Source organism: Aurantiacibacter luteus (assembly GCF_001010945.1).
Classification (GTDB): Bacteria; Pseudomonadota; Alphaproteobacteria; order Sphingomonadales; family Sphingomonadaceae; genus Alteraurantiacibacter; species Alteraurantiacibacter luteus.
Window position 1 is genome coordinate 223,475 of sequence record NZ_LBHB01000001.1, and the last position, 21,173, is coordinate 244,647.

The window sequence follows — 21,173 nt, forward strand, 5'->3', positions numbered from 1 at the left end:
CCTAGCGCGCATATTGCCGCGAGTGGACGCGGTGCGCCCCTTTCTGCGAACGGGTGCTCTCGATCTCTATTCCGATCCGCGCCTCTTTCGACAGCGGAATGCCGAGCTCGCTGTAGACGCGCGACATGACCGGTTCCCAGCCATCATCGAACGCGGTGAAGTCCACCACCGCCATCGGTCCGGAAAAGTCGGCCAGCGCGCTCTCAACCCGCGCCTTCCGCAAGGCGATCTTGCGCGCCACCTCGCGCTCGATCCACGACAGGTCCGCCGCGTCAGACTGAATCGCCATCTGGTTGGCGAACATCGACACCATGCTCGGGCCGATCTCGCGCTCGTCCCGCCGGGTGACGACGATACGCGCCTCGGGAAATGCCGCGATGAGGCTCGGCAGGTTCTCGGTGAATTCGGGCACCTTCATCACGCGCGCGCGATGCGCGTTTCCATGAAAGGCGGCATCGGTTCGCAGGATTCGGGCGAATTCGCGGTAGAGCGCGCCGGCATCGCGTCCCTCGCTGAAGGCGCTGTATGACGGGATGTGCCACTGCGCCTCATAGGTGCTCGCTCCCAGCGCGGCAGCCAGCCAGCCGAGCTCCTCGTCGACCTGGCGCGGCGCGGTCGGGTGGATGGTCTGCAGCCAGGGGTTGATCCACTGCCCCAGCCTCAGCGACAGCCAGCTCCAGAAAGGCCGCAGGTCGGGGCGGCGAGGGACCGGGTTCCAGCTGTCGCAGAAAGGCGTCGCGACGAATGCGGGATCGGCGGCGAGCAGGCGATGGACCCGCGTCGTGCCGCTGCGCTGCTGACCGACCACGAGGATCGGCGGGGCGAGCGGCGTCTCGAGGAGGTCGGGGCGCTGTCGCCACAGCCGGCCCAGTTGCAGGCGCTGGAAGACCACCCGCTGCAACTGGCCGTGCGCCATCGTGCGCCCGAGCGGGTTGAGCCGCGCCTCCTCCCGCGCGGCGGAGCAGAGCCGCTGCAGCCGCTCGCGGAAATCGGCCACGTCCTGTGCGCTGCGACCGCCCACTTCGTCCGCGAGGTCGTGCTTCGCCAGCGCCTTTACCCACATTTCCTCCGGGTCGAGCGACGGCGGCGGCGCATAGCCCTTGCGCCACAAGGTCTCGAGCCAGCCGTTCAGCCTGTCGACATTGGGCGAGCGGGCGAGGAGATGGGGGCGCGGCGGTGGCAGGCGCATCGAGTCAGAACTGGTCGGCCGCGTCATGCAGCCGCGTGAGCCGCGAAGGCGCGGCCATGCGCCAGCTGCGCGCCAGCCACTCGCCGACCTGGTCCCAGTCCAGGCCCGGTCGGTTGAGGATCAGCCCGACCCAGCCGCTCGCGCCGTAATAAGCGGGCTTGAAGTAAGTCTCCGGCGCAGTCTCGGCCAGCGCCTCCACCTCGTCCACGCCGCCGGTCTTCACCAGCAGGGCGACGTTGGGCGTGCCGTGATGCTGGTCGGCGAAATAGGCGAAATACTTGCCGCTCTTCCCCCCGGTGCGCCAGCCGGGCGAGCCGTGGCTCTCGCGCTCCTCGGCCTCGGGCAGGTCCATCGCCAGCGCGCGCACGCGGCCAAGCAGCCAGTCGGGAGAGGTCTCGCGGGTGACGAAATCGGCGAGCATCCGCGGGTAGAGCTGGTATTCGGCGAGGATGACGCGGGAAGCGAGGCTGTCCGCGGTATCGTCCGGAAGGATGGCAACCGGCAGCTGTCCCAGCAGCGGCCCGCCGTCGAGCTCGGGCGTCACCACGTGGACCGAGCAGCCACCGTGCGCATCGTTCGCGGCGATGGCCCGGGCGTGGGTGTCGAGACCCTTGTACTTGGGCAGCAGGCTGGGGTGGGTGTTGACCATGCGGCCTTCCCACCTGGCCACGAAGTCCTCCGTCAGCACGCGCATGTAGCCGCATAGCGCGAGATACTCGGCGCCGCTGTCGCGCAGGGCGGCATCCATGATCGCCTCGTGCGCGCGGCGATCCATTCCGCGATGGTCGTGGGCGAAGGTCGCAATGCCCTCGGCCTCGGCGATGCTCAGGCCCGGCGCACCGGGCACGTTGCTGGCGACCAGCACGATCTCGTAGGGGCAATCGGGCAGGCGCGACTGGAACAGCAGCGCCGACATGGTCGTGCCCTTGCCCGACAGCAGGCAGGCGACCTTTGCCTTACGCATCGTGCGAGGCGGACCAGTCGGCCTTGCCGCTCCAGGTGCCCTGCGACCCGCGCACCTCGCAGCCGCGATGGCCGGCGACGATCTCGCCTAGCCGGAAGACCGTCTCACCCGCTTCGACGAGCTCCGCGGTGACGGAACCGACGTGCTCTGGCAGCACGGCCAGCACCATGCCCACGCCGCAATTGAAGGTTCGCGCCATCTCGCCGGGCTCGATATTGCCCTGCGCCTGGAGGAAGGCCATCAGCCCCGGCTGCGCCCAGGCATCGGCGTCGACCACGGCGCGCGCGCCTTCGGGCAGGACGCGGGGGATGTTCTCCAGCAGGCCGCCGCCGGTGATGTGCGCCAGCGCGTCCACCTTCCCCGACCTGACGACGGGCAGCAGGCTCTTTACGTAGATGCGCGTCGGCTCCATCAGCGTCTCGATCAGCAGGCGGTCCTGGTCGAACAGGGCGGGGCGATCGAGCCGCCAGCCCTTGTCCTCGGCCAGTCGCCGCACGAGCGAGAAACCGTTGGAATGGACGCCAGAGCTGGCGAGGCCGAGCAGCACGTGGCCCGGCGCCACGCGCTCGCCCGTCAGCTGCTCGCCGCGCTCCACAGCGCCGACGCAGAAGCCGGCAAGGTCGTAGTCGCCTTCAGCATACATCCCCGGCATTTCCGCCGTCTCGCCGCCGATCAGCGCGCAGCCCGCCAGCTTGCAGCCCTCGGCGATGCCCGCGATAACCGTCTCGGCGATGCCGTTCTCCAGCTTGCCGGTGGCGAAGTAGTCGAGGAAGAACAGCGGCTCCGCGCCCTGCACGATCAGGTCGTTCACGCACATGGCGACGAGGTCGATGCCGACGGTCTCGTGCCGGCCGCTGTCGATGGCGAGCTTCAGCTTGGTGCCCACGCCGTCGTTGCCGGCTACCAGCAGCGGGTCCTTGTAGCCCGCCGCGCGCGGATCGAAGAAACCGCCGAAGCCGCCGATCTCGCCGTCCGCGCCGGGGCGGCGGGTGGCCTTGACCAGCGGTCCGATCGCCTTGACCAGCGCGTTGCCCGCCGCGATCGAGACCCCGGCTTGTTCGTAGGTGTAGGATGGCTTGTCGTCGCTCATGCACCCCCGCATAGCCTTTCGTGCTTGGAATCCAATCCGCACCTTGGCAAAAGGCGCGCGAATTCCCCGATGATGACGAACGCTCTCTCCCTGGCCCGGACCCCTGCTGGCCGAAACCCGTCCCTCGTCGTGGCGGCCGTGCTGGCGTTGCTGGCGCTGGCGGCGACGGGCGCGGCGCTATGGGCGCAGGTGTCGGGCGAGCGCGGCATCGCCCCCGTCGCCAGCAGCAGCGACATCTCCGTCGGCGGGATCGAGGTCGACGTGAGCGGCGACAACGCCGAGGACGCGCGCGAGAACGGCTGGCGCGAGGCGCAGCGCAAGGCGTGGGAAAAGATCGACGGGCCGGACATTCCGGACAGCCAGCTCGAATCGCTCGTGTCCGCTATCGTGGTCGAGGAAGAGCACATCGGCCCGCGCCGCTACATCGCCAGGCTTGGCGTGGTGTTCGATCGCCAGCGCGCGGGCGCGTTGCTGGGCGCGGGCGGCCAGCGTGCGCGCTCGGCCCCGATGCTGACGCTGCCGGTGATGATCTCGGGCGGCACGGCCACGATGTTCGAGACGCGCAACCCGTGGCAGCGCGCCTGGGCGGAATATCAGTTCGGCTCCAGTGCCATCGACTACGTCCGCCCCAACGGCGCGGGCGGCGAATCGCTGTTGCTGACCTATGGCCAGACCGGCCGCCGCAGCCGCGCGTGGTGGACCAACATCCTCGACCAGTTCGGCGCCGCCGACGTGATCATGCCGATTGCCGAGCTCAGCTACGAGTATCCGGGCGGACCGGTGAACGGGCGCTTCGTGGCGCGGTACGGCCCCGACAACCGGTACATCGACAGCTTCAGCCTTCGCGCGGAAAGCTCGGCCCAGCTTCCGGCCATGCTGACGCAGGCGGTGGCGCGCTTCGACCGCATCTTCACCGAGGCGCTGTCCTCGGGCCGCCTCAGCCCAGATCCGACGCTCACGCTGGAGAATATCGAGGTGAGCCCCGCCGTGCGCGCGATCCTCGATGAGGCCGAGCGGCTGGAGGCGGAGGACCGCGCCATAGCCGCCGATCGGGTTCGCGCCCGCGATGCCGTGCGCGCCACGCCCGATGCGGAACCGACGCCGGAGCCGACTGCCGCGGTCAGCCAGGTCTTCGCCATCCAGGTCGCCACCCCCGATGCCGCGGCCTACGACAACGCGCTGTCGCTCATTCGCGGCACGCCGGGCATCACCAGCGCCAACTATACCAGCACCGCGGTCGGCGGGAACTCGGTCATGCGCGTGTGGTACACGGGCGAACTGGAGGAGCTGGCCGCCGCGCTGCGCTCGCGCGGGTGGGGCGTGAACGTGGGCCAGCAGGCGCTCGGCATCTCCCGCTAGGGGCGGGCGCTGCGATGGAGCAGATCGCCCTTCCGCTGAAGGCCGGGCGCGGCCCTGCGCGCATTGTGGTGGGCGAGGGCAATGCCCACGTCGCCGAGGCCCTCGTCGCGCCCGCCGCCTGGCCCTTTCGCACCGCCGTCCTCACCGGACCGCCGCGATCGGGCAAGTCGCTGTTCGCCCGCTGGTTCGCCGAGAGCGGCGCGGGCGAGGCTCTCGACGATGCCGCCGCCTTGCCCGAGGATGCGCTGTTCCACCGCTGGAACCGGGCGCAGGAGAGCGGCACGGCGCTGCTGATCGTCGGGGCGGAGCCGCCGTGGGAAATCGCCCTGCCGGACCTGCGCTCGCGGCTCGGCGGTTCGCTGCAGCTCGCCATCGGCCACCCGGACGACGACATGGCGCGCGACCTGCTGCTCGGCATGGCCGAGGAGCGCGGCCTGCCGCTGCGCGCCGATGCCGCCGACTACCTCGTGCCCCGCGCCCCGCGCTCGGCAGCGGAGCTGGAACGGCTGGTCGAGACCATCGACCGCTTGTCGCTGGAGCGAAAGTCCCCACCTAACCTCGGCATCTGGCGCGCCGCGCTGGAGGCGCTGCACGGCCCGGACGAGCCGCGCTTGCTTTGATGCCGGTTTTGATGGAAAACTCTTTGCTGCCATGCTCGATCGCCTGATCGCCTATCTGGACTCGATCCATGCGCGCGACCCGGCGCCGCGCTCGCGCTGGGAAATCCTGTTCTACCCAGGCGTCATCGCGCTCGGTCTGCACCGCGTGGCGCATTGGCTGTTCGAGGCGGAGATGTTCCTGCTGGCGCGGCTGGTGAACCACTTCAGCCGTTTTCTTACCGCCATCGACATCCATCCCGGCGCGACCATCGGCAAGAACTTCTTCATCGACCACGGCTTCACCGTGATCGGGGAAACGGCGCACATCGGCGACAACGTGACGATCTACCAGTGCGTGACGCTGGGCGGCACCAATCCGACCAACGGGGTGGGCGGCAAGCGCCATCCCACCCTGCTGGACAACGTCATCATCGGTTCGGGCGCACAGGTGATCGGCCCGATCACGGTGGGCGAGCGGGCACGCGTGGGCGCCAATGCCGTGGTGACGGACGACGTGCCCGAGGGCGCGACGATGATCGGCCTCAAGGCCCGCTCCACGCTGGTGCCCGCCGAGGAATGGGTGAAGGAGTTCATCCCTTACGGCACGCCCTGCGACGATCCTTGCCAGGAGGAGGCGGGTCGCAGCTCGCGGGACTGCGTGGAAAGGCTCGAGGCCGAGATCAAGGCCCTGCGCGCCGAAATGGACGAGCTTCGGCGAGCGCTCCCGGCTCCGGCCACGGCTTCCGCGCCCAAGCGCAAGAGCGGCTCCAAGGTTTCATGACCACGCCCACGGGCCTGCCCAACATCATCGCCTTTCCCGGTCAGCGCCCGCCCTCGCAGGTCGGCTTCGACCGGGCCGAGCTGCTGCGCATCCTCGACCTCTACGGCCGCATGGTCGCCGCGGGCGAGTGGCGCGACTACGCGATGGATTTCGACCGGCACTGCGCCACCTTTGCCGCCTTCCGCCGCGCCGCCGAGGTCCCGCAGATGCGGCTGGAGAAGCGGCCCGCCCTGCGCGCGCGGCAGGGCATGTGGACGCTGTTCGGCGAAGCCGGGCAGGTGCTCAAGCGTGGGCACGAACTCGCCAGCGTCCTCGCGCCGGTGGAACGCCGGCTGCTGAAGGCGATCGACTAGCTAGTCGAAGGTGTCGGCAGCGCCGAGGTGCAGGCCGGAGGCCTGCGCGCCCGTCACCTTGCCCACGATCCGGAGCAGGAACCAGGCCGAGCCCGCCAGCAGCACGTAAATCAGCGCCAGCAGCAGGAACCAGGCGAACGGCGGCAGGATGACATAGACGCCCGGAATCGCGTTCACTCCGAAATAGCCCAGCGCCACCACGCTTACCACCAGCGCGCCCCAGTTGCAGGCGTACCAGCTCGTCACGTCGCCTACCGGCGATGCCCTGTGCCAGTCGCTCTCGCCTTGGCTGCGGTTGAACAGCTCGCGCGTGGAGGCGTAGGGCACATAGAGATTGGCGAACGGCACGAAGAACGAGGCGCTTGCCCATGCGGGGCTGTAGGTCAGGCCCTGCAATCCCGCCTCGTGAAGGTTGGCATGGGCGCGGTGGATCCACAGGGGAACCGTCACGACGCAGATGACGAAGGCGACCAGCCAGATCAGCGAGACCAGCCCGGTGCTCAGGCCTACCAGCACGCCTCCCGCGCCGCCGCCGATCGGCAGCAGCACCATGGTCGCGGCCAGCAGCGTCAGCACGCAGCCGGCCACGAAGGTGACGAGCGCCACCCGCGCCACGACCGCCAGCGAAGAAAGGGTGCGAACCCCGCTTGTCATGCAAATGGCCCCCTGCCGAATATGCGCCGTTTGTGCCGCCGGGCGGGTCCGGTGCCAAGCTCCATCGACGCACTATCGACAGGAGGGCGGGTTCAGGCGGGCAGCGGCACCGGACCGGCGGCCGGGACGCGCGCCTGCACCGTGCCCGGCAGCGCCTCCACCACGCGTGCGCGGATGGGGGCCCAGAAGGCCGAGAGCGTCAGCAGGGCCGAACCGATGACCAGTGCCGTCAGGGCAAAGGTCAGCTCGACGGCGCCGAACCGGTCGAACAGGAAGGTCAGCGCCACCAGCACGTAGGCGAGCGCGGAGACGAGCAGCGCCCGCCGGTCCACCGCCAGGGCGATGAGTCCGAAGGCCACGTAAACCGCCAGCACGGCGACGGCAGAGCCGACGCCGATGGCATCGTTGTCCATCACCCCGATGAGGGCGAACACGGGGTGCGCGATCATCGGCGCGGCAAGCAGGTGCAGCCAGAAGGCGACGTCGCTGCGCCGCGTCCTGCGTTCGCGGTCGCTGGTGTCCCACCGCATGGCGAATGCGAAGACGGCGAGCCCGGCGATGAAGACCAGCGGCAGGATCATATTTTCCAGCGCCTCGCTCTCGGGCCCGATCGCGGCGACGATGAGGGCTATGACTGTTGCCGCGACGGCGGCAGCGCCGGCCGCGACCGTGATCGGCACCATGAAGCGCCGCCAGTGGAGCCATGCAGCGCCCGCCGTCAGCAGCGCCGATGCCGCGACCAGCACGATGGCGAGCGTCTCGCCGGAATTTGCGGGATCGTCTCCCACCAGCGTTATCGATAGGCCAAGGAAGGTGGCAAAGGTACCGCCGACGAAGGCGAGCAGCAGCACGATGCTGGGCAGGGCCATGCGCCGGGCGCGGGTGAAGACCTCGGCCAGCATCCACGCGGTGGCCGCTACCAGCACTGCGGAGAGCGGCGAAGGGCCGGACACGCTCGGCAGCAAGGCCTCGCCGATGGCGCCCATGGCCACCAGCATGATGACCGCGCCGATAGTGACGAAGATGTCGTTGAAGCTATTGACGAGGCGGAAATTCTCCTCATCGATGACGGGCATGTGGCGCAGCACGGCCACGTGCGCGCGCAAGGCCTCGGCGGCCTCGGCGCTGATCGCGCCCCCGGCCACCGCATCGCGCAGGTCCTGTTCCGAATACATCGCTTGTCTCCCCCGGAAAGACGTGTCCCGCCGCGGAGGTTAGGCCAGTGTATTATAAAGTCAATACAGTCAGTCAGGCGAGTGAGCGCAGGACGCCGACCAGCTCATCGAAACCGTCGATCGTGGCATCCCCGCCCAATTCGGCGGCGGGCACGTCGTGGTAACCGAAGGCGCAGGTGACGACCGGCAGTCCCGCCGCGTGCCCTGCGCGCACGTCGTAGGTCGAATCGCCCACCATCGCGGCCCGTCCCCCTCCGCAATCGGCAACCGCGGCATGGAGCATGGCGGGCAGCGGCTTGGCATTCTCGCGCCCCAGCGTGTCTCCGCCATAGATGAAGGCGAACCGGTCCGTCATGCCCAGCGCCGCCAGCAGTTCGCGCGCGGGCTTTTCCGCCTTGTTCGTCACCACCGCCAGCTTGCAGCCGAGCGCCGCCAGTTCGTCCAGCGCGGCGAGGCAACCGGGGTAAGGCACGGTATGGTCCGCGATGTGCGCCCAGTAATGATCGAGCAGCGCCTGGCTGAGCCGGGCGTAGGTCGCCTCGTCCACCGCGCCGCCGGTCGCCTCCAGCGCACGGGTCAGCATCATGTCGGTGCCGCCGCCGATCATGCTGCGCACCTCGCTCTCGGCCACCGGCGGGCGGCCGATGGCGGCGAGCGCCGCGTTGACTGCGGGGCCGAGGTCGCGGGCGCTGTCGACCAGCGTGCCGTCGAGGTCGAAAAGGACGGTGTCGAAGGGAAAATCGCTCATGGCACGGGCCAGATAACCTGCGGTGTGGAAACCGCAAACTTTTGCTGGCATGGCGAGCCGCATGAGCCAGACCCGACCGATCGCCGCCATCGTCCTCGCCGCGGGCAAGGGCACGCGGATGAAGAGCACCCGGCACAAGGTGCTGCACGAAATCGCCGGACGCTCGATGATCGAACACCTGCTCGCCAGCGTCGAGGAACTGGCGCCCGAGCGCCTCGTCGCGGTAGTGGGCGAGGCGCGCGAGCAATTGCACGAGGCGCTGGGAGAGCGGGTGCGCTTCGCCGTGCAGGATCCGCAGCTCGGCACCGGCCACGCGGTGCAGCAGGCCGCCGAGGCCTTGGCCGGGTTCGATGGCGATGTGCTGGTGCTCTACGGCGACGTGCCCTTCGTGCGCGCGGACACCATGCGCCGCATGATCGACCGCCTTAACGAACCCGATGCGCCCGCGGCCGTGGTGCTGGGCTTCGAACCCGACGACGCACTGCGCTACGGCCGCGTAATCGCTCAGCAGGGCCGCATCCTGAAGATGGTCGAGTGGAAGGACGCGAGCGAGGAGGAGCGCGCCTGCACGTTGTGCAATTCGGGCCTGCTCGCCGCCCGCTCGCAAGACCTGTTTGCCTTGCTGGATCGCGTCTCGAACAAGAACGCGCAGGCCGAGTATTACCTCCCCGACATCGTCAACATCGCCATCGCCGACGGACAGAGCTGCGCGGTCGTCACCGGCGAGAGCGCCGACGAGGTGGCCGGTATCAACAGCCGCGCCGAACTCGCCCTCGCCGAGCGCCAGTGGCAGGACCTGCGGCGCGAGGAGGCGATGGCCGAGGGGGTGACCCTGCGCGCGCCGGAAACCGTGTTCTTCAGCTATGACACGCAGCTCGCCGCCGACGTGGTGGTGGAGCAGAACGTCGTCTTCGGCCCCGGCGTCAGCGTGGCGAGCGGCGCTACGATCCGCGCCTTCAGCCACCTCGAAGGCGCGAGCGTGGGCGAGGGCTGCGAGGTCGGCCCCTACGCCCGCCTGCGCCCGGGCGCGGTGCTCGAAAAGGGCAGCAAGGTCGGCAATTTCGTCGAGATCAAGAAAGCGACGATGGGCGAGGGGGCCAAGGCCAATCACCTCAGCTACATCGGTGACGCGACGGTCGGTGCGCGCGCGAACATCGGTGCGGGCACCATCACCTGCAACTACGACGGCTATTTCAAGCACAGGACGGTCATCGGCCCCGGTGCCTTCATTGGGTCCAACAGCGCCCTGATCGCCCCCGTCACCATCGGCGCGGATGCCATCGTCGGCGCGGGCAGCGCGGTCAGCCGCGACGTGGCCGACGGCGAGCTGCGCATGGTCCGCGCCGAGCAACTGGTGAAACCCGGCTGGGCCGACCGATTCCACGACGCGATGAAGCGCAAGAAGGCGGAGACGAAGAAGTGATGCGCCGCGCCTTGGCGCCTCTAGCCCTCCTGTCGCTGGCGGCGTGCTCCTCCGGCACGGAGCCGCCTGCCGAACCCGATGCGCAAGCAGGCGAAGCAACCCCGACGCAGCCCGGAGGCGATGCCGTGAGCGAGGCGAGCACGGTCGAGTCTCTGCCCGCCGCTTTCGACTGCGGCCCTTCGCAATCCACGGTCTTCGCCTGCCGTCTGGAGAACGGCAAGCGTGTGGCGGTCTGCGCCGATCCGGCTGGCGGCAAGGGCGGCACGTACCGCTACGGCGGCTCGGGCGTGGAGCTCGAGCTCGACGGCGGCGAATACGCCCGCGTCGCCTATTCCGGCGGCGGCGAGAGCCAGGTGGCCTTTGCCAACGAAGGCTATCGCTACATTGCCTTTTCGCGCGTGGTGCGCACCAATTTCACGCCCGGCGAACCGAACGAACCGGCCATGTCGGACGGGCTGGCGGTGCTGCGCGGCGACGGCCTCGTCGGCCTGCACTTGTGCGATGCCGGCTTCGACCCGCGGCCGCTGGATGCCGCTCTCGCGAGCACTGCCTGGCAGGAGCAGGGCGATCTGTTTACCTACGAGACCGAGCGCGCCGATGCGGCGGTGATGGAGAAGCGCCGATGACCGACCGCTATGCCGACAAGCCCTTCCTGCGCCTTCTGGACAGCTACGTGCTCGATGCCATCGGCCATCTCGACGCGGCCAACCAGCAGTGGCTGATCAGCGCCGAGCCCAGTTTCCGCCACCAGTTCGGCGGCGAGGGCGGGTGGCGCGAGATCGTGCGCCAGCGCATGCAGTTTCCCCCCGGGATGGACGCGGCCATCGTGGAAACCTGGGAGAAAGGGCGCGTGCGTTACAGGGAAGGCACGGGCGAGGAGGCCGATCCGGTCGCCTTTGCAAACACCTTTGTCGACACCAATTTTCCGCACTGAGCGGTAGGGACCTTACGAACCATGTGCGGAATTATCGGGATTGTCGGCGAGCGGGACGTGGCAGCGCGGCTGGTCGAGGGGCTGCGGCGGATGGAATATCGCGGCTACGACAGCGCGGGCGTCTGTACGATCGATGGCGGCGAACTAGTGCGTCGCCGGGCGCAGGGCAAGCTCGCCAACCTCGTCGAGGAACTGGCGGCCAACCCCGCGCCGGGCCACACCGGCATCGCCCACACCCGCTGGGCCACTCACGGCGCACCGACCGAGAAGAACGCGCACCCCCACGCCACGCCGCTCGTGGCGCTGGTGCACAACGGCATCATCGAGAATTTCAAGGAACTGCGCGACGAATTGCGCGAAGGCGGCCGCACGTTTGAGAGCGAGACCGATACCGAGGTCGTCGTCCATCTCGTCAGCCGCGAGGTCGAGGCGGGGCGCAGCCCGGAGGAAGCGGTTCAGGCCGTACTGCCGCGGCTGCGCGGTGCCTTCGCGCTCGCCATCGCTTTCCGCGACTACCCGGACATGCTGATCGGCGCGCGGCTCGGCTCGCCGCTGGTCGTAGGGCAGGGGGAGGGCGAGATGTTCCTCGGCTCCGACGCGCTGGCGCTCGCCCCGCTGACGCAGGATATCGCCTATCTCGAGGAAGGCGACTGGGTTGTCATCACCCGCGAAGGCGCGACGATGCGCGACGGGAGCGGGGCCGAGGTGACGCGCGAATTCCGCACCTCGGGCGCGAGCGCCGCGGCGATCGAGAAGGGCAATTACCGGCATTTCATGCTCAAGGAGATCTACGAGCAGCCGACCGTGGTGGCGCAGACGCTGCGCAGCTACCTGCGCCCGGCCGAAGAGCGCGTGGCGCTGCCGCAGATCGACTTCGACATCTCCGCCATCGACCGCGTCACCATCGTCGCCTGCGGCACCTCCTACTACGCCGGCATGGTCGCCAAGTACTGGTTCGAACAGTTCGCTCGCGTGCCGGTCGACATCGATTTCGCGTCCGAGTTCCGTTACCGCGACCCGGTGCTGACGCCGGGCGGCCTCGCCCTATTCATCAGCCAGAGCGGCGAGACCGCGGACACGCTCGCCGCGCTCAAGCATTGCAAGGCCAACGGCCAGGTCATCGCCGCGGTGGTCAACGTGCCGACGAGTTCCATGGCGCGCGAGGCGGACCTGCTGCTGCCCACCCATGCCGGGCCCGAGATCGGTGTCGCCTCTACCAAGGCCTTCACCTGCCAGCTTGCCGTGCTCGCCGCGCTCGCCGCGCATTTCGCGGTGAAGAAGGGCAAGCTGACCCGCGAGGAGGAAGCGGACATCGTCTCGCACCTCTACGAGGCGCCCGCCGCGCTCAATGCCGCGCTGGATCACGACGATGCGATCGCCGAAATCGCCCCCTTGATCGCCCCGGCGCGCGACGTGCTTTACCTGGGGCGCGGGGCGGACTTTCCGCTGGCGCTCGAGGGCGCGCTCAAACTGAAGGAAATCAGCTATATTCACGCGGAAGGCTATGCCAGCGGCGAGATGAAGCACGGCCCCATCGCGCTGATCGACGACGCCGTACCGGTCATCGTTCTTGCGCCGAGCGGCCCGCTGTTCGAGAAGACCGTCTCCAACATGCAGGAGGTGCAGGCGCGCGGCGGCAAGGTGGTGCTGATATCCGATGCGGCTGGCATCGCCGAGGCGGGCGAGGGATGCATGGCGACCATTGAGATGCCGCGCGTCCATCCGCTGATCGCACCGCTGGTCTATGCGGTGCCGGTGCAAATGCTCGCCTATCACGTCGCCGTGGCCAAGGGCACCGATGTCGACCAGCCGCGCAACCTCGCAAAATCGGTTACCGTCGAGTAAACCACCAGTTTACTTACGATAAAGCCACGGATTTTACCGGAGCATAACCATTGGCCCCCTAGGGCTGCGGGGTGAGCAAGAACGCCAATGGCCTGCCGAAGCTGCCGCTGCGCCTGTCGCCGCTGCAGATCATCGGTCTCAGGACCCCGTCGCAGGGGGACTGGTCGCGGCTTCGCGCCTTGCAATATTCCGACCTTCACCGTGCGTCGACCATCCGCCTCGCCTCGCACGGGCTGGCCGCCATCCTCGCCACCACGCTCTATGCCGGGACGCTGCCGGCATGGCTGCTCGGCGGCTGGCTGGTGATGGTCGTCGCCTCTCTGGTGCACGTCGGCAAGATCGACCGCACATTTGCCGACATCGCCAAGCGCACGATGACGCAGTACGAGTTCAATCGTCAGGCCGTCGCCGTGGCGCTGTGCAGCGTGCCCTGGGTGCTGGCGCTGCTGTTTTTTCCGGGGCAGGGCACTGCGGCGCAGCATTTCGGGCTGTGGACGCTGGCCGCCATGCTGATCGCCGGGAGCGGCGCGGCAACCAGTGCTGCGCCGATCTCCACGCTGGTTTTCGACCTCGTGGTGGGCGTCACGGGAGCGGCGTCGTTCGTGATCTCGGGCGACCTGCTTTTTGCCGTGGCCAGCCTCGCCTTCATGCTCACCATCTTCAGCGCTTCGGTCGATTCGGCGCGCACCCACCTTTCGGCCAAGATCGCCGAGGCGGGCGTGGCCGAGAAGGACGAGGTCGTCTCGCTGCTCCTGCGCGAGTTCGAGGAGAAGGAAAGCGACTGGCTGTGGCAGGTCGACAATAACCGCCGCCTGCGCGCGGTCAGCCCGCGCTTCGCCTATGCACTCGGCCGCGAGCCGGGCGAGGTGGAGGGTGAGCGTTTCATCCGCCTGATCGCCGGCGACAGCTTCGAGACCGGCGAGATCTCCCGCAGTCTGCACGACCTTGCCGAGCGACTGAAGCGGCGCGAAAGCTTCTCCAACCTCATGGTGCAGGCGCACGTGGGCGGCCAGCGGCGCTGGTGGGAGCTGTCGGGCACCCCGATGCGCGACGACAGCGGCAACTACATCGGCTTCCGCGGCGTCGGCTCCGATGTGACCGAACAGCGCGACCGCGACGACAAGATCGCCTACCTCGCCCGTTACGATACGCTGACGGGCCTGCCCAACCGGCTGATGCTGACCGAATCGCTGGGCGAGGCGCTGCGCTATTCGGAACAATGGAAGACCCGCTGCGCCTTCCTGATGATCGACCTCGACCGCTTCAAGGCGGTCAACGATTCGCTGGGCCACCAGGTCGGCGACCAGTTGCTGGCGCTGGTATCCGAACGCCTGCAATCGATCACCAGCGAGAATGCCCACTGCGGGCGGCTGGGAGGCGACGAATTCGCCGTGGTGATCCGCGACGCGGACGACCGCAACTTCGTCGAGCATATCGCCGACACCATCATCCACAAGCTGTCGCACCCTTACGTGGTCGACAACCACACGCTCTACATCGGCGCGAGCGTGGGCAGCGCCATCGGTCCGCGCGACGGCAACAGCGTGGAAACGCTGATGCGCAACGCCGACCTCGCGCTCTACCGCGCCAAGGACGAGGGCGGCGGGATGCATTTCAACTACGTGCCCTCGCTGCACGCCGATGCCGAGGAGCGGCGTACGCTCGAGCTGTCGCTGCGCAACGCCATCGGCAAGAAGGAACTGGAACTGAACTTCCAGCCGGTGGTCAACGCCAACAGCGAGGAGGTCGTCAGCTTCGAGGCGCTGCTGCGCTGGAACAGCACCGAACACGGCTTCGTCAGCCCCGGCAAATTCATCCCGCTGGCCGAGGATACCCGGCTCATCGTGCCCATCGGTACCTGGGTCCTGCACGAGGCCTGCCGCACTGCGGTGCGCTGGCCGGGCGATATCAAGGTGGCGGTCAACGTTTCGGGCGAGCAGTTGCTGGAGCGCGATTTCGCCCAGAACGTGGTGCGCGCCCTGGCCGACAGCGGTCTGCCCGCACACCGGCTGGAGATCGAGGTGACCGAGAGCGTGTTCCTGCGCGACGGACGGCTGGCGAACCAGACGCTGGAGGAAATCCTCGCGCTGGGTTGCTCGATCGCGCTAGACGATTTCGGTACGGGCTATTCCTCGCTCGGTTACCTGCGCGACCTCAGGTTCTCGACCATCAAGGTCGACCGCAGCTTCGTCCAGGGCGCGTCGGAGGACAGCCAGGAGAGCCTCGCCATTATCCGCGCCGTAGTGGCGATGGCGCAAAGCCTCGAGATGACAACCACCGCCGAGGGCGTGGAGACCGCCGAGCAGGCCGCCATGATCCGCGACCTCGGCTGCACCAAGATCCAGGGCTATTACTTCGGCCGCCCGATGACGACCGCCGATGCCCATGCGCTGGTGACCAAGCGGCGCGCGGCGTGATTTGGTTTTTGCTCACGCCTACGCGTGAGCGTTCTCGCTAGACGCGCTTCGCTTCGCTGCGCGCTTGCTGCGGGCTGGATTTCGGCCGGTTGGTCGCCGACCTTGGCAGGCTATGCGGCGGAGAGGGCTCCGATGGCGCTCTCGAACAACCGGCGGCCGTCGGTGTTGCCATGGGCATCCTCGATGGCGCGTTCGGGGTGGGGCATCATGCCGAGCACGTTGCCCGCCTCGTTCAGCAGCCCGGCAATGTCGCGCTGCGAGCCGTTGACAGGTTCGAGGTAGCGAAAGGCCACGCGGCCGTCGCCTTCCAGCCGGTCGAGCGTGTCGGCATCTGCGAAATAGTTGCCGTCGTGGTGCGCCACGGGAAGCCTGATCTCCTCGCCCGCGTCGTAGGCGCCGGTGAACAGGCTCTGGCTGTTTTCCACGCGCAGGCCCACGGTGCGGCAAGTGAAGGTAAGCTGGGCGTTGCGCATCAGCGCGCCCGGCAGCAGGCCGCTCTCGGCCAGGATCTGGAAGCCGTTGCACACGCCCAGCACCGGCACGCCGCGCCCAGCCGCGGCGACGACGCTGCGCATGATCGCGCTATTCGCCGCCATCGACCCGCAGCGCAGGTAATCGCCGTAGGAGAAGCCGCCGGGCAGGGCGATGAAATCGAGCCCGTCTGGCAGGTCGGCATCGCCGTGCCAGACCTTGACCGGATTGCGGCCCGAGACCTCGCGCAGCGCCATCCACATGTCGCGGTCGCAGTTGGAGCCGGGAAAGGTGACGACGGCTGTCTTCATGCCATTATTCCTTTGGGGCCTCGGTCGTCTCGATGCGGTAGTTCTCGATCACGGTGTTGGCGAGCAGCTTCTCGCACATCTGCGCGATGTCGTCCTCGCTGGTGCCGTCGGCCACGTCGAGCTCGATCAGGCGTCCCACACGCACGTCCTCGACGCCCGTGAAGCCGAGCCCCTCGAGCGCGTGGTGCACGGCGCGGCCCTGCGGGTCGAGCACGCCGGGCTTCAGGGAAACGTGGATGCGGACTTTCATGGGTGCGGCCTCCTTGCCTCTTGCGGCGAGCCTATGGCCCCTGGCCCGGCGCGCCGCAAGAGGGAGAGGTCGGCTAGCCCCCGGTTGCCGCGTCTTCGTCGGGCGTCGGCAAAACGACGAATTCCAGCCGCTCGGCCGGGTCGAGATACCGCAGGGCCAGCGCGTGGAGGTCTTCGGGCGTGATGGCCCGCACCACGTCGGCCGCCGTCTGGTATCGCTCGATCCGGTCGGGCTCGGTCTGCGCGCGGTCGACCAGCGTCATCCACCCGGCATTGCTGTCGAGCAGGTTGCCGAGGCCCTCCAGCAGCGGCTGGCGGGCGCGCACCAGCACGTCCTCGTCGAGCGGACCGGCGCGCAGCAGGGTGATGGCGCGCAGCATGGCCTCGCGCGTCGGCTCGACCTGGCTGACATCGACCTCGGCGGAGATGTCGAAGGTGCCGTAGCCGGGGTAGACCTGCGACAGGTCGGACCCGGCGCCGGGCGAATAGGCCTGGCCCAGTTCCTCGCGCACGATGTCGGTCAATTCCAGCCGCATGACCCGCTGCAACATGGAGAAGCGCAGCGATTCGACCGGGTCGCTGTCGTCGCGGGTGGGCCACATCATCTGCACCAGCGCCTGGTTGGGCGCGCCGCCGTGGTAGATCGTGCGCGCCTGCCGCTCGGCGGTGAAGGTGCGATCGATATTGTCGGCGTAGTCGCGGAACGTGGTCTCACGCTGCGGCAGTGTGCCGAGCGTGCGGGCGACCAGCGCCACGGCCGCGTCGGCATCGATGTCGCCCACCAGCGCCAGCTCCATCGCGCCGTTCTGCCAGCGATCCATCACGTCCTCGCGCAGCTTGGCGAAGGAAAGCGCAAGGTAGGCGTCCTCCGGCTGCAGCGTGAAGCGCGGGTCGTTGTCCGACACGATGCCGCCCAGTTCCGACCCCAGCGCGCCACCGGGCGTCGCGCGATACTGGCGGAAGAAGCTGGTGATGTTGCGGCGGTATTGCGCTTCGGCCGTGGGGCGGAAGGCGGCATCCTGGATGGCCGCTGTCATCAGCTGCAGCTGCAGTTCGAGGTCGCGCGGCGTCGTGCCGGCATTCCAGCGGAAGGTGTCGTCGGAAGTGCCGACGTTGAAGGCGACCTGCCGCCCGGCGAGGACCGATTGCAGTTCGTCGAAGGTGTGTTGGCCGAGCCCGCCGCTGGGCAGCGAGCTGAACATGGCGACGGCGAGCGGATTGTCGCGGGTGGCGAGAAGCTGGCCGCCGTCGATGTTCAGCTGCACCAGCACGCGGTCGTCCTGCAGCGTGGTGGGCTTCAGGTTCAGCATGAGGCCATTGGCGAAGCGCACCTCGCGGATGCCCAGGTCCTCGCGCACGGTATCGCTCACAACCTGCCCGGGCGTGCCGAAGTCGGTGTAGGCGAAGGGCGGAGCCTCGACGTTGGTGTTGGCCGCCAGTTCGGCCGCCATGCCGGCGTTCCACGCGGTGCGCAGCGCTTCTGCGCCGCCATCAGGCGCGGCAGGTCCGGAGTAGCGGATCAGCGGGTCTTCGAGCGGAATGGCCTCGCGCTGGACGGCGGCGAGCACGGCTTCCGGCGTGATGGCGGAGGCCAGCGCGTTGAACCGCTCAAGCGTGCTGGCGGGCGTGGTGGGCACGCGCCCATCGCGCAGCAGCGTCACCGCGCCGCCGACGAAGGTGGCGTTGTTGCGGGTCGCCGCACCAGCGGCATTGGTCTCGACCGCGTTACGGATGGTGGCGACCTGCTCGGCCACCTCGCTCTGGGTGAAGCCGTAGGCGAGCGCGCGCCGGTACTCCGACTGCGCGGCGGCGAGCCCGCGCTGCCATTCGCCGTCGGCGGCAAGCACGGTCAGCGTGGTCGAGCGGCCTTCGCGAAAAAAGTCGTTGGTGCCGAAACTTGCACCGCGGAACGGCGGGTCCTCCTCGCGCGACAGGCTCTGCAATCGGCGGTTGACGATGCCGTAGCCGACCTGCCGCAGCAGCTGGTCGAAACGGCTGGCGTCGGTATCGGGCGGGGTGATGTAGTTACCATTGCGGGCGACAGTGATCTGCTCGGGCAAAGCCGGATCGGTGTAAATGCGCGTCTCGCCGGCATAGGCCGGATCGACGGGGCCGAACACGGCGGCGGGCGCGGAGGGCGTCGCGCGCCAGTCGCCGAACTTCTCGCGCACGGCGGCCTCGACCGCGTCGGCATCGAAGTCGCCGACGACGATGATCGCCGTGTTGTCGGGCCGGTAATAGCGGTTGTAGAGGTCGCGCAACTTGTCGCCGGTAGCAGCCTGCAGGTCCTCGATCTGGCCGATGGGCATCCGCTGGGAGATCCGGCTGCCGGGAAAGCCGAAGCCGAGGCTGTCGACGACGTTACGCAGCTGGAAGGTGTCGCGCACCCGCTGCTCGGACAGGACGACGCCCTTCTCGCGATCCACCGCCTCGTTGTCGAAGGTGAGATTGCTCGCCGTCTCGCGCATGATCATCAGCGCGGTATCGAGCAGGTCCATGTCGTTGCGCGGCAGGTCTAGGCGGTAGAGCGTGGTGTCGAAGCTGGTCGAGGCATTGGTGTCGGCACCGAAGGCCAGGCCCTCGCGCTCGAGCAGGCTGATCATCTCGCCTTCGGGGATATTCTCGCTACCGTTGAAGGCCATGTGTTCGATGAAGTGGGCATAGCCCTCCTCGTCGTCGCTTTCGGAGACCGAGCCGAAGTCGACCCAGAAATAGACCGAACCCTGCTCCGGCGGCGTGGCGTTGGAACGGATGATGTAGCGCATGCCGTTGTCGAGCCGACCGACGCGGTAGTCGGTATCGAAGGGCAGGTCGCTGGCCGCGATCTCGGGGAAGATCGCGCCGATCTCCGCGGGCACGCCGACGGTGCCTTGCGATTGCGCGACGACAGAGTCCTGCGCGAGGACGGCGACGGGCTGGAGAGTGAGCGGAAGGGCGAGAGCGGTGGTCAGCACCGCGAGCGTGCGAATTTTCATGCCCGGCACCCTAAGGCGCTGAGATGAAACTGCAATGACTGGTTGTCAGCTCGACTGGCTGATAGAACTCGTACCCCCATCGGCACCCGGTCCGAGAAAAGCAGCGATGTCCGTCGATTTGGCATCCAGTTCGACAAGCTCGGGGCGGGTCCAGGTCTTGGGATCAGTTTCCATCGTCAGTGCTCCTATTTCTTGGGCTTGGGGGCCGGCGTGCGCAGGCGCGAGCGGTGGGCATCCATGTCCAGCACTTCGCCCGGGGAATTGTCCTCCCCGTTCAGCAGGCCCATGCGGCGGGCCACTTCCTGGTAGGCCTCCTCCTCGCCGCCCATGTCGCGGCGGAAGCGGTCCTTGTCGAGTTTCTCGTTGGTGGTGAAGTCCCACAGGCGGCAGTTGTCGGGGCTGATCTCGTCGGCGAGGATCACCCGGCTGTAGTCGCCGTCGTAGATGCGCCCGAACTCCAGCTTGAAGTCGATCAGGCGGATGCCGATGGCGGCGAACATGCCGCACATGAAATCGTTCACGCGGATCGCCATGGCGGCGATGTCCTGCATCTCGTCGTGGCCGGCCCAGTTGAAGGCGGCGATGTGCTCTTCCGCCACCATCGGATCGCCGAGCGCGTCGTCCTTGAGGTAATACTCGATGATGGTGTGCGGCAGCATCTCGCCTTCCTCGATGCCGAGGCGCTTGGCGATGGAACCGGCGGCGACGTTGCGCACGACCACCTCCAGCGGGATGATCTCCACCTGCCGCACCAGCTGCTCGCGCATGTTCAGGCGGCGAATGAAGTGCGTGGGAATGCCGATGTGCGCCAGCCGCGTGAAGACGTGCTCGCTGATGCGATTGTTGATCACGCCCTTGCCGTTGATCGTGCCCTTCTTCTGGGCGTTGAAGGCGGTGGCATCGTCCTTGAAGTACTGGATGATCGTGCCCGGCTCCGGACCTTCGTAGAGGATCTTGGCCTTGCCTTCGTAGATCTGGCGGCGACGGGACATGGGCGGAGCCTTTCGAGCGCTTCAAAAACAGGCGCGCCCCGGCTTGACGAAGCTCGGGGCGCGGACGCGGCGGCCTATACACGGCTGGAGGTGCAAGGGCAATTCCGCTTCCCGCGACTCAGGCGCACGTGGTATCGCCGCGCCGGGTCGCTCTCGAGGGGGAGCACCCATATCCATGCAAAAAACGATACTGCTCGCCTGCGCCACCGCCGCCCTGGCATTGGCCGGCTGCGACAACGCCGCCGAGGAAGCGGACGATACCGCTGCCGACACCACCGCCGTAGCGGAACCGGCTGCCGCGCCCACACCCGCCGCGACGGTTGCCGATGGGGGTCCGCCCAACGGGACCTTCGAGGTGACCCATCCCGACGGCACCAAGAGCACCGAAGTGATCGCCGAGGACGAAACCTTTACCTTCACCCGCGCCAACGGAGAGACCGGCAACGGCACTTGGCGCATCGACGATGCCGGCAACTGGTGCACCGTGGTCGCGCCCGAAACCGAGCAGTGCTTCGCCGAGAGCGTCGATGCAAACGGCGTGTGGAACTCGGTCAACACGGCCGATCCGGAAGACACCGGCGTCGTGGTCCGTATGGAGGGCTAACGGGGGCGGGGCAATCCGGCATCCGGAGCGCCCCGAAGCA

General features: G+C 68.2%; 21 protein-coding genes. 10 read left to right on the plus strand and 11 right to left on the minus strand.

Annotated elements, in window-relative coordinates:
* Position 1 precedes the first annotated feature (1 nt).
* Genes AAW00_RS01065 through purM form a run of 3 tightly spaced genes read right to left on the minus strand, consistent with a single transcriptional unit; the run spans position 2 to position 3,243 of the window.
* A complete protein-coding gene (locus AAW00_RS01065; protein WP_241461599.1) occupies positions 2–1,216 on the minus strand; it encodes a sulfotransferase family protein in 1,215 nt (404 codons plus the stop codon).
* On the minus strand, positions 1,194–2,153 hold the full coding sequence (locus tag AAW00_RS01070) for a formyltransferase family protein (protein WP_047002511.1): 960 nt from the start codon (positions 2,151–2,153) through the stop codon (positions 1,194–1,196). Before AAW00_RS01070 ends, AAW00_RS01065 begins: the two co-directional genes overlap by 23 nt.
* Positions 2,146–3,243: a phosphoribosylformylglycinamidine cyclo-ligase gene (purM, locus tag AAW00_RS01075; protein WP_047002512.1), complete on the minus strand. Its 1,098-nt coding sequence runs from the start codon at positions 3,241–3,243 to the stop codon at positions 2,146–2,148. The genes AAW00_RS01070 and purM overlap by 8 nt, the downstream gene beginning before the upstream one ends.
* Positions 3,244–3,372: 129 nt before the next feature.
* Between purM and AAW00_RS01080 the strand changes: the two genes are divergently transcribed.
* The 4 genes from AAW00_RS01080 to AAW00_RS01095 are packed head-to-tail and all read left to right on the plus strand — an operon-like array spanning position 3,373 to position 6,335.
* On the plus strand, positions 3,373–4,602 hold the full coding sequence (locus tag AAW00_RS01080) for a heavy-metal-associated domain-containing protein (RefSeq protein ID WP_241461600.1): 1,230 nt from the start codon (positions 3,373–3,375) through the stop codon (positions 4,600–4,602).
* A 14-nt stretch (positions 4,603–4,616) separates the two neighbouring features.
* Positions 4,617–5,222 (plus strand): HdaA/DnaA family protein, encoded by a 606-nt coding sequence (locus tag AAW00_RS01085; protein ID WP_047002513.1) that lies wholly within the window; start codon positions 4,617–4,619, stop codon positions 5,220–5,222.
* A 31-nt stretch (positions 5,223–5,253) separates the two neighbouring features.
* Entirely contained in the window at positions 5,254–5,982 is a 729-nt protein-coding gene (gene epsC / locus AAW00_RS01090) for a serine O-acetyltransferase EpsC (protein ID WP_047002514.1), read from the plus strand.
* Positions 5,979–6,335: a DUF2794 domain-containing protein gene (locus AAW00_RS01095; RefSeq protein WP_047002515.1), complete on the plus strand. Its 357-nt coding sequence runs from the start codon at positions 5,979–5,981 to the stop codon at positions 6,333–6,335. The genes epsC and AAW00_RS01095 overlap by 4 nt, the downstream gene beginning before the upstream one ends.
* Here the strand turns inward: AAW00_RS01095 and AAW00_RS14155 are convergent, their stop codons facing one another.
* From AAW00_RS14155 to AAW00_RS01110, 3 genes are all read right to left on the minus strand, one after another.
* Positions 6,336–6,989: a DUF4328 domain-containing protein gene (locus tag AAW00_RS14155; protein WP_052761708.1), complete on the minus strand. Its 654-nt coding sequence runs from the start codon at positions 6,987–6,989 to the stop codon at positions 6,336–6,338.
* A gap of 92 nt (positions 6,990–7,081) precedes the next feature.
* Positions 7,082–8,164 (minus strand): hypothetical protein, encoded by a 1,083-nt coding sequence (locus tag AAW00_RS01105; protein ID WP_047002516.1) that lies wholly within the window; start codon positions 8,162–8,164, stop codon positions 7,082–7,084.
* Positions 8,165–8,237: 73 nt separating this feature from the next.
* Complete coding sequence (locus AAW00_RS01110) at positions 8,238–8,912, minus strand: HAD-IA family hydrolase (RefSeq protein WP_047002517.1); 675 nt, start codon at positions 8,910–8,912, stop codon at positions 8,238–8,240.
* Between the two features lie 61 nt (positions 8,913–8,973).
* Here AAW00_RS01110 and glmU point away from each other — a divergent pair, with 61 nt between their 5' ends.
* The 5 genes from glmU to AAW00_RS01135 all read left to right on the plus strand — a co-directional run bounded on the left by glmU (position 8,974) and on the right by AAW00_RS01135 (position 15,531).
* Positions 8,974–10,335, plus strand: coding sequence for a bifunctional UDP-N-acetylglucosamine diphosphorylase/glucosamine-1-phosphate N-acetyltransferase GlmU (gene glmU / locus AAW00_RS01115; RefSeq protein ID WP_241461601.1), 1,362 nt, complete (start codon positions 8,974–8,976; stop codon positions 10,333–10,335).
* The gene (locus AAW00_RS14160; RefSeq protein WP_052761709.1) at positions 10,335–10,961 is read left to right on the plus strand and encodes a hypothetical protein; all 627 of its coding nucleotides are present in this window, start codon (positions 10,335–10,337) and stop codon (positions 10,959–10,961) included. Before glmU ends, AAW00_RS14160 begins: the two co-directional genes overlap by 1 nt.
* On the plus strand, positions 10,958–11,269 hold the full coding sequence (locus tag AAW00_RS01125; protein WP_047002519.1) for a hypothetical protein: 312 nt from the start codon (positions 10,958–10,960) through the stop codon (positions 11,267–11,269). The genes AAW00_RS14160 and AAW00_RS01125 overlap by 4 nt, the downstream gene beginning before the upstream one ends.
* Positions 11,270–11,290: 21 nt before the next feature.
* Positions 11,291–13,114 carry a glutamine--fructose-6-phosphate transaminase (isomerizing) gene (gene glmS, locus AAW00_RS01130; RefSeq protein ID WP_047002520.1) on the plus strand — a complete coding sequence of 608 codons (1,824 nt, stop codon included), beginning with the start codon at positions 11,291–11,293 and terminating at the stop codon, positions 13,112–13,114.
* A 71-nt stretch (positions 13,115–13,185) separates the two neighbouring features.
* Positions 13,186–15,531, plus strand: a complete 2,346-nt coding sequence (locus AAW00_RS01135) for a putative bifunctional diguanylate cyclase/phosphodiesterase (RefSeq protein WP_047002521.1) — start codon at positions 13,186–13,188, stop codon at positions 15,529–15,531.
* A gap of 110 nt (positions 15,532–15,641) precedes the next feature.
* On the opposite strand, the gene purQ is transcribed toward AAW00_RS01135, so the two are convergent.
* The 5 genes from purQ to purC form a co-directional block, all read right to left on the minus strand.
* Entirely contained in the window at positions 15,642–16,313 is a 672-nt protein-coding gene (purQ, locus tag AAW00_RS01140; RefSeq protein ID WP_047002522.1) for a phosphoribosylformylglycinamidine synthase subunit PurQ, read from the minus strand.
* Positions 16,314–16,317: 4 nt separating this feature from the next.
* Positions 16,318–16,563 (minus strand): phosphoribosylformylglycinamidine synthase subunit PurS, encoded by a 246-nt coding sequence (gene purS, locus AAW00_RS01145; RefSeq protein ID WP_047002523.1) that lies wholly within the window; start codon positions 16,561–16,563, stop codon positions 16,318–16,320.
* Between the two features lie 73 nt (positions 16,564–16,636).
* Complete coding sequence (locus AAW00_RS01150) at positions 16,637–19,537, minus strand: M16 family metallopeptidase (protein ID WP_047002524.1); 2,901 nt, start codon at positions 19,535–19,537, stop codon at positions 16,637–16,639.
* A gap of 45 nt (positions 19,538–19,582) precedes the next feature.
* A complete protein-coding gene (locus tag AAW00_RS15485; protein ID WP_277619330.1) occupies positions 19,583–19,711 on the minus strand; it encodes a hypothetical protein in 129 nt (42 codons plus the stop codon).
* A gap of 11 nt (positions 19,712–19,722) precedes the next feature.
* Positions 19,723–20,529 (minus strand): phosphoribosylaminoimidazolesuccinocarboxamide synthase, encoded by an 807-nt coding sequence (gene purC, locus AAW00_RS01155; protein WP_047002525.1) that lies wholly within the window; start codon positions 20,527–20,529, stop codon positions 19,723–19,725.
* A 175-nt stretch (positions 20,530–20,704) separates the two neighbouring features.
* Here purC and AAW00_RS01160 point away from each other — a divergent pair, with 175 nt between their 5' ends.
* Positions 20,705–21,133, plus strand: a complete 429-nt coding sequence (locus AAW00_RS01160) for a hypothetical protein (protein WP_047002526.1) — start codon at positions 20,705–20,707, stop codon at positions 21,131–21,133.
* Positions 21,134–21,173: the final 40 nt, after the last annotated feature.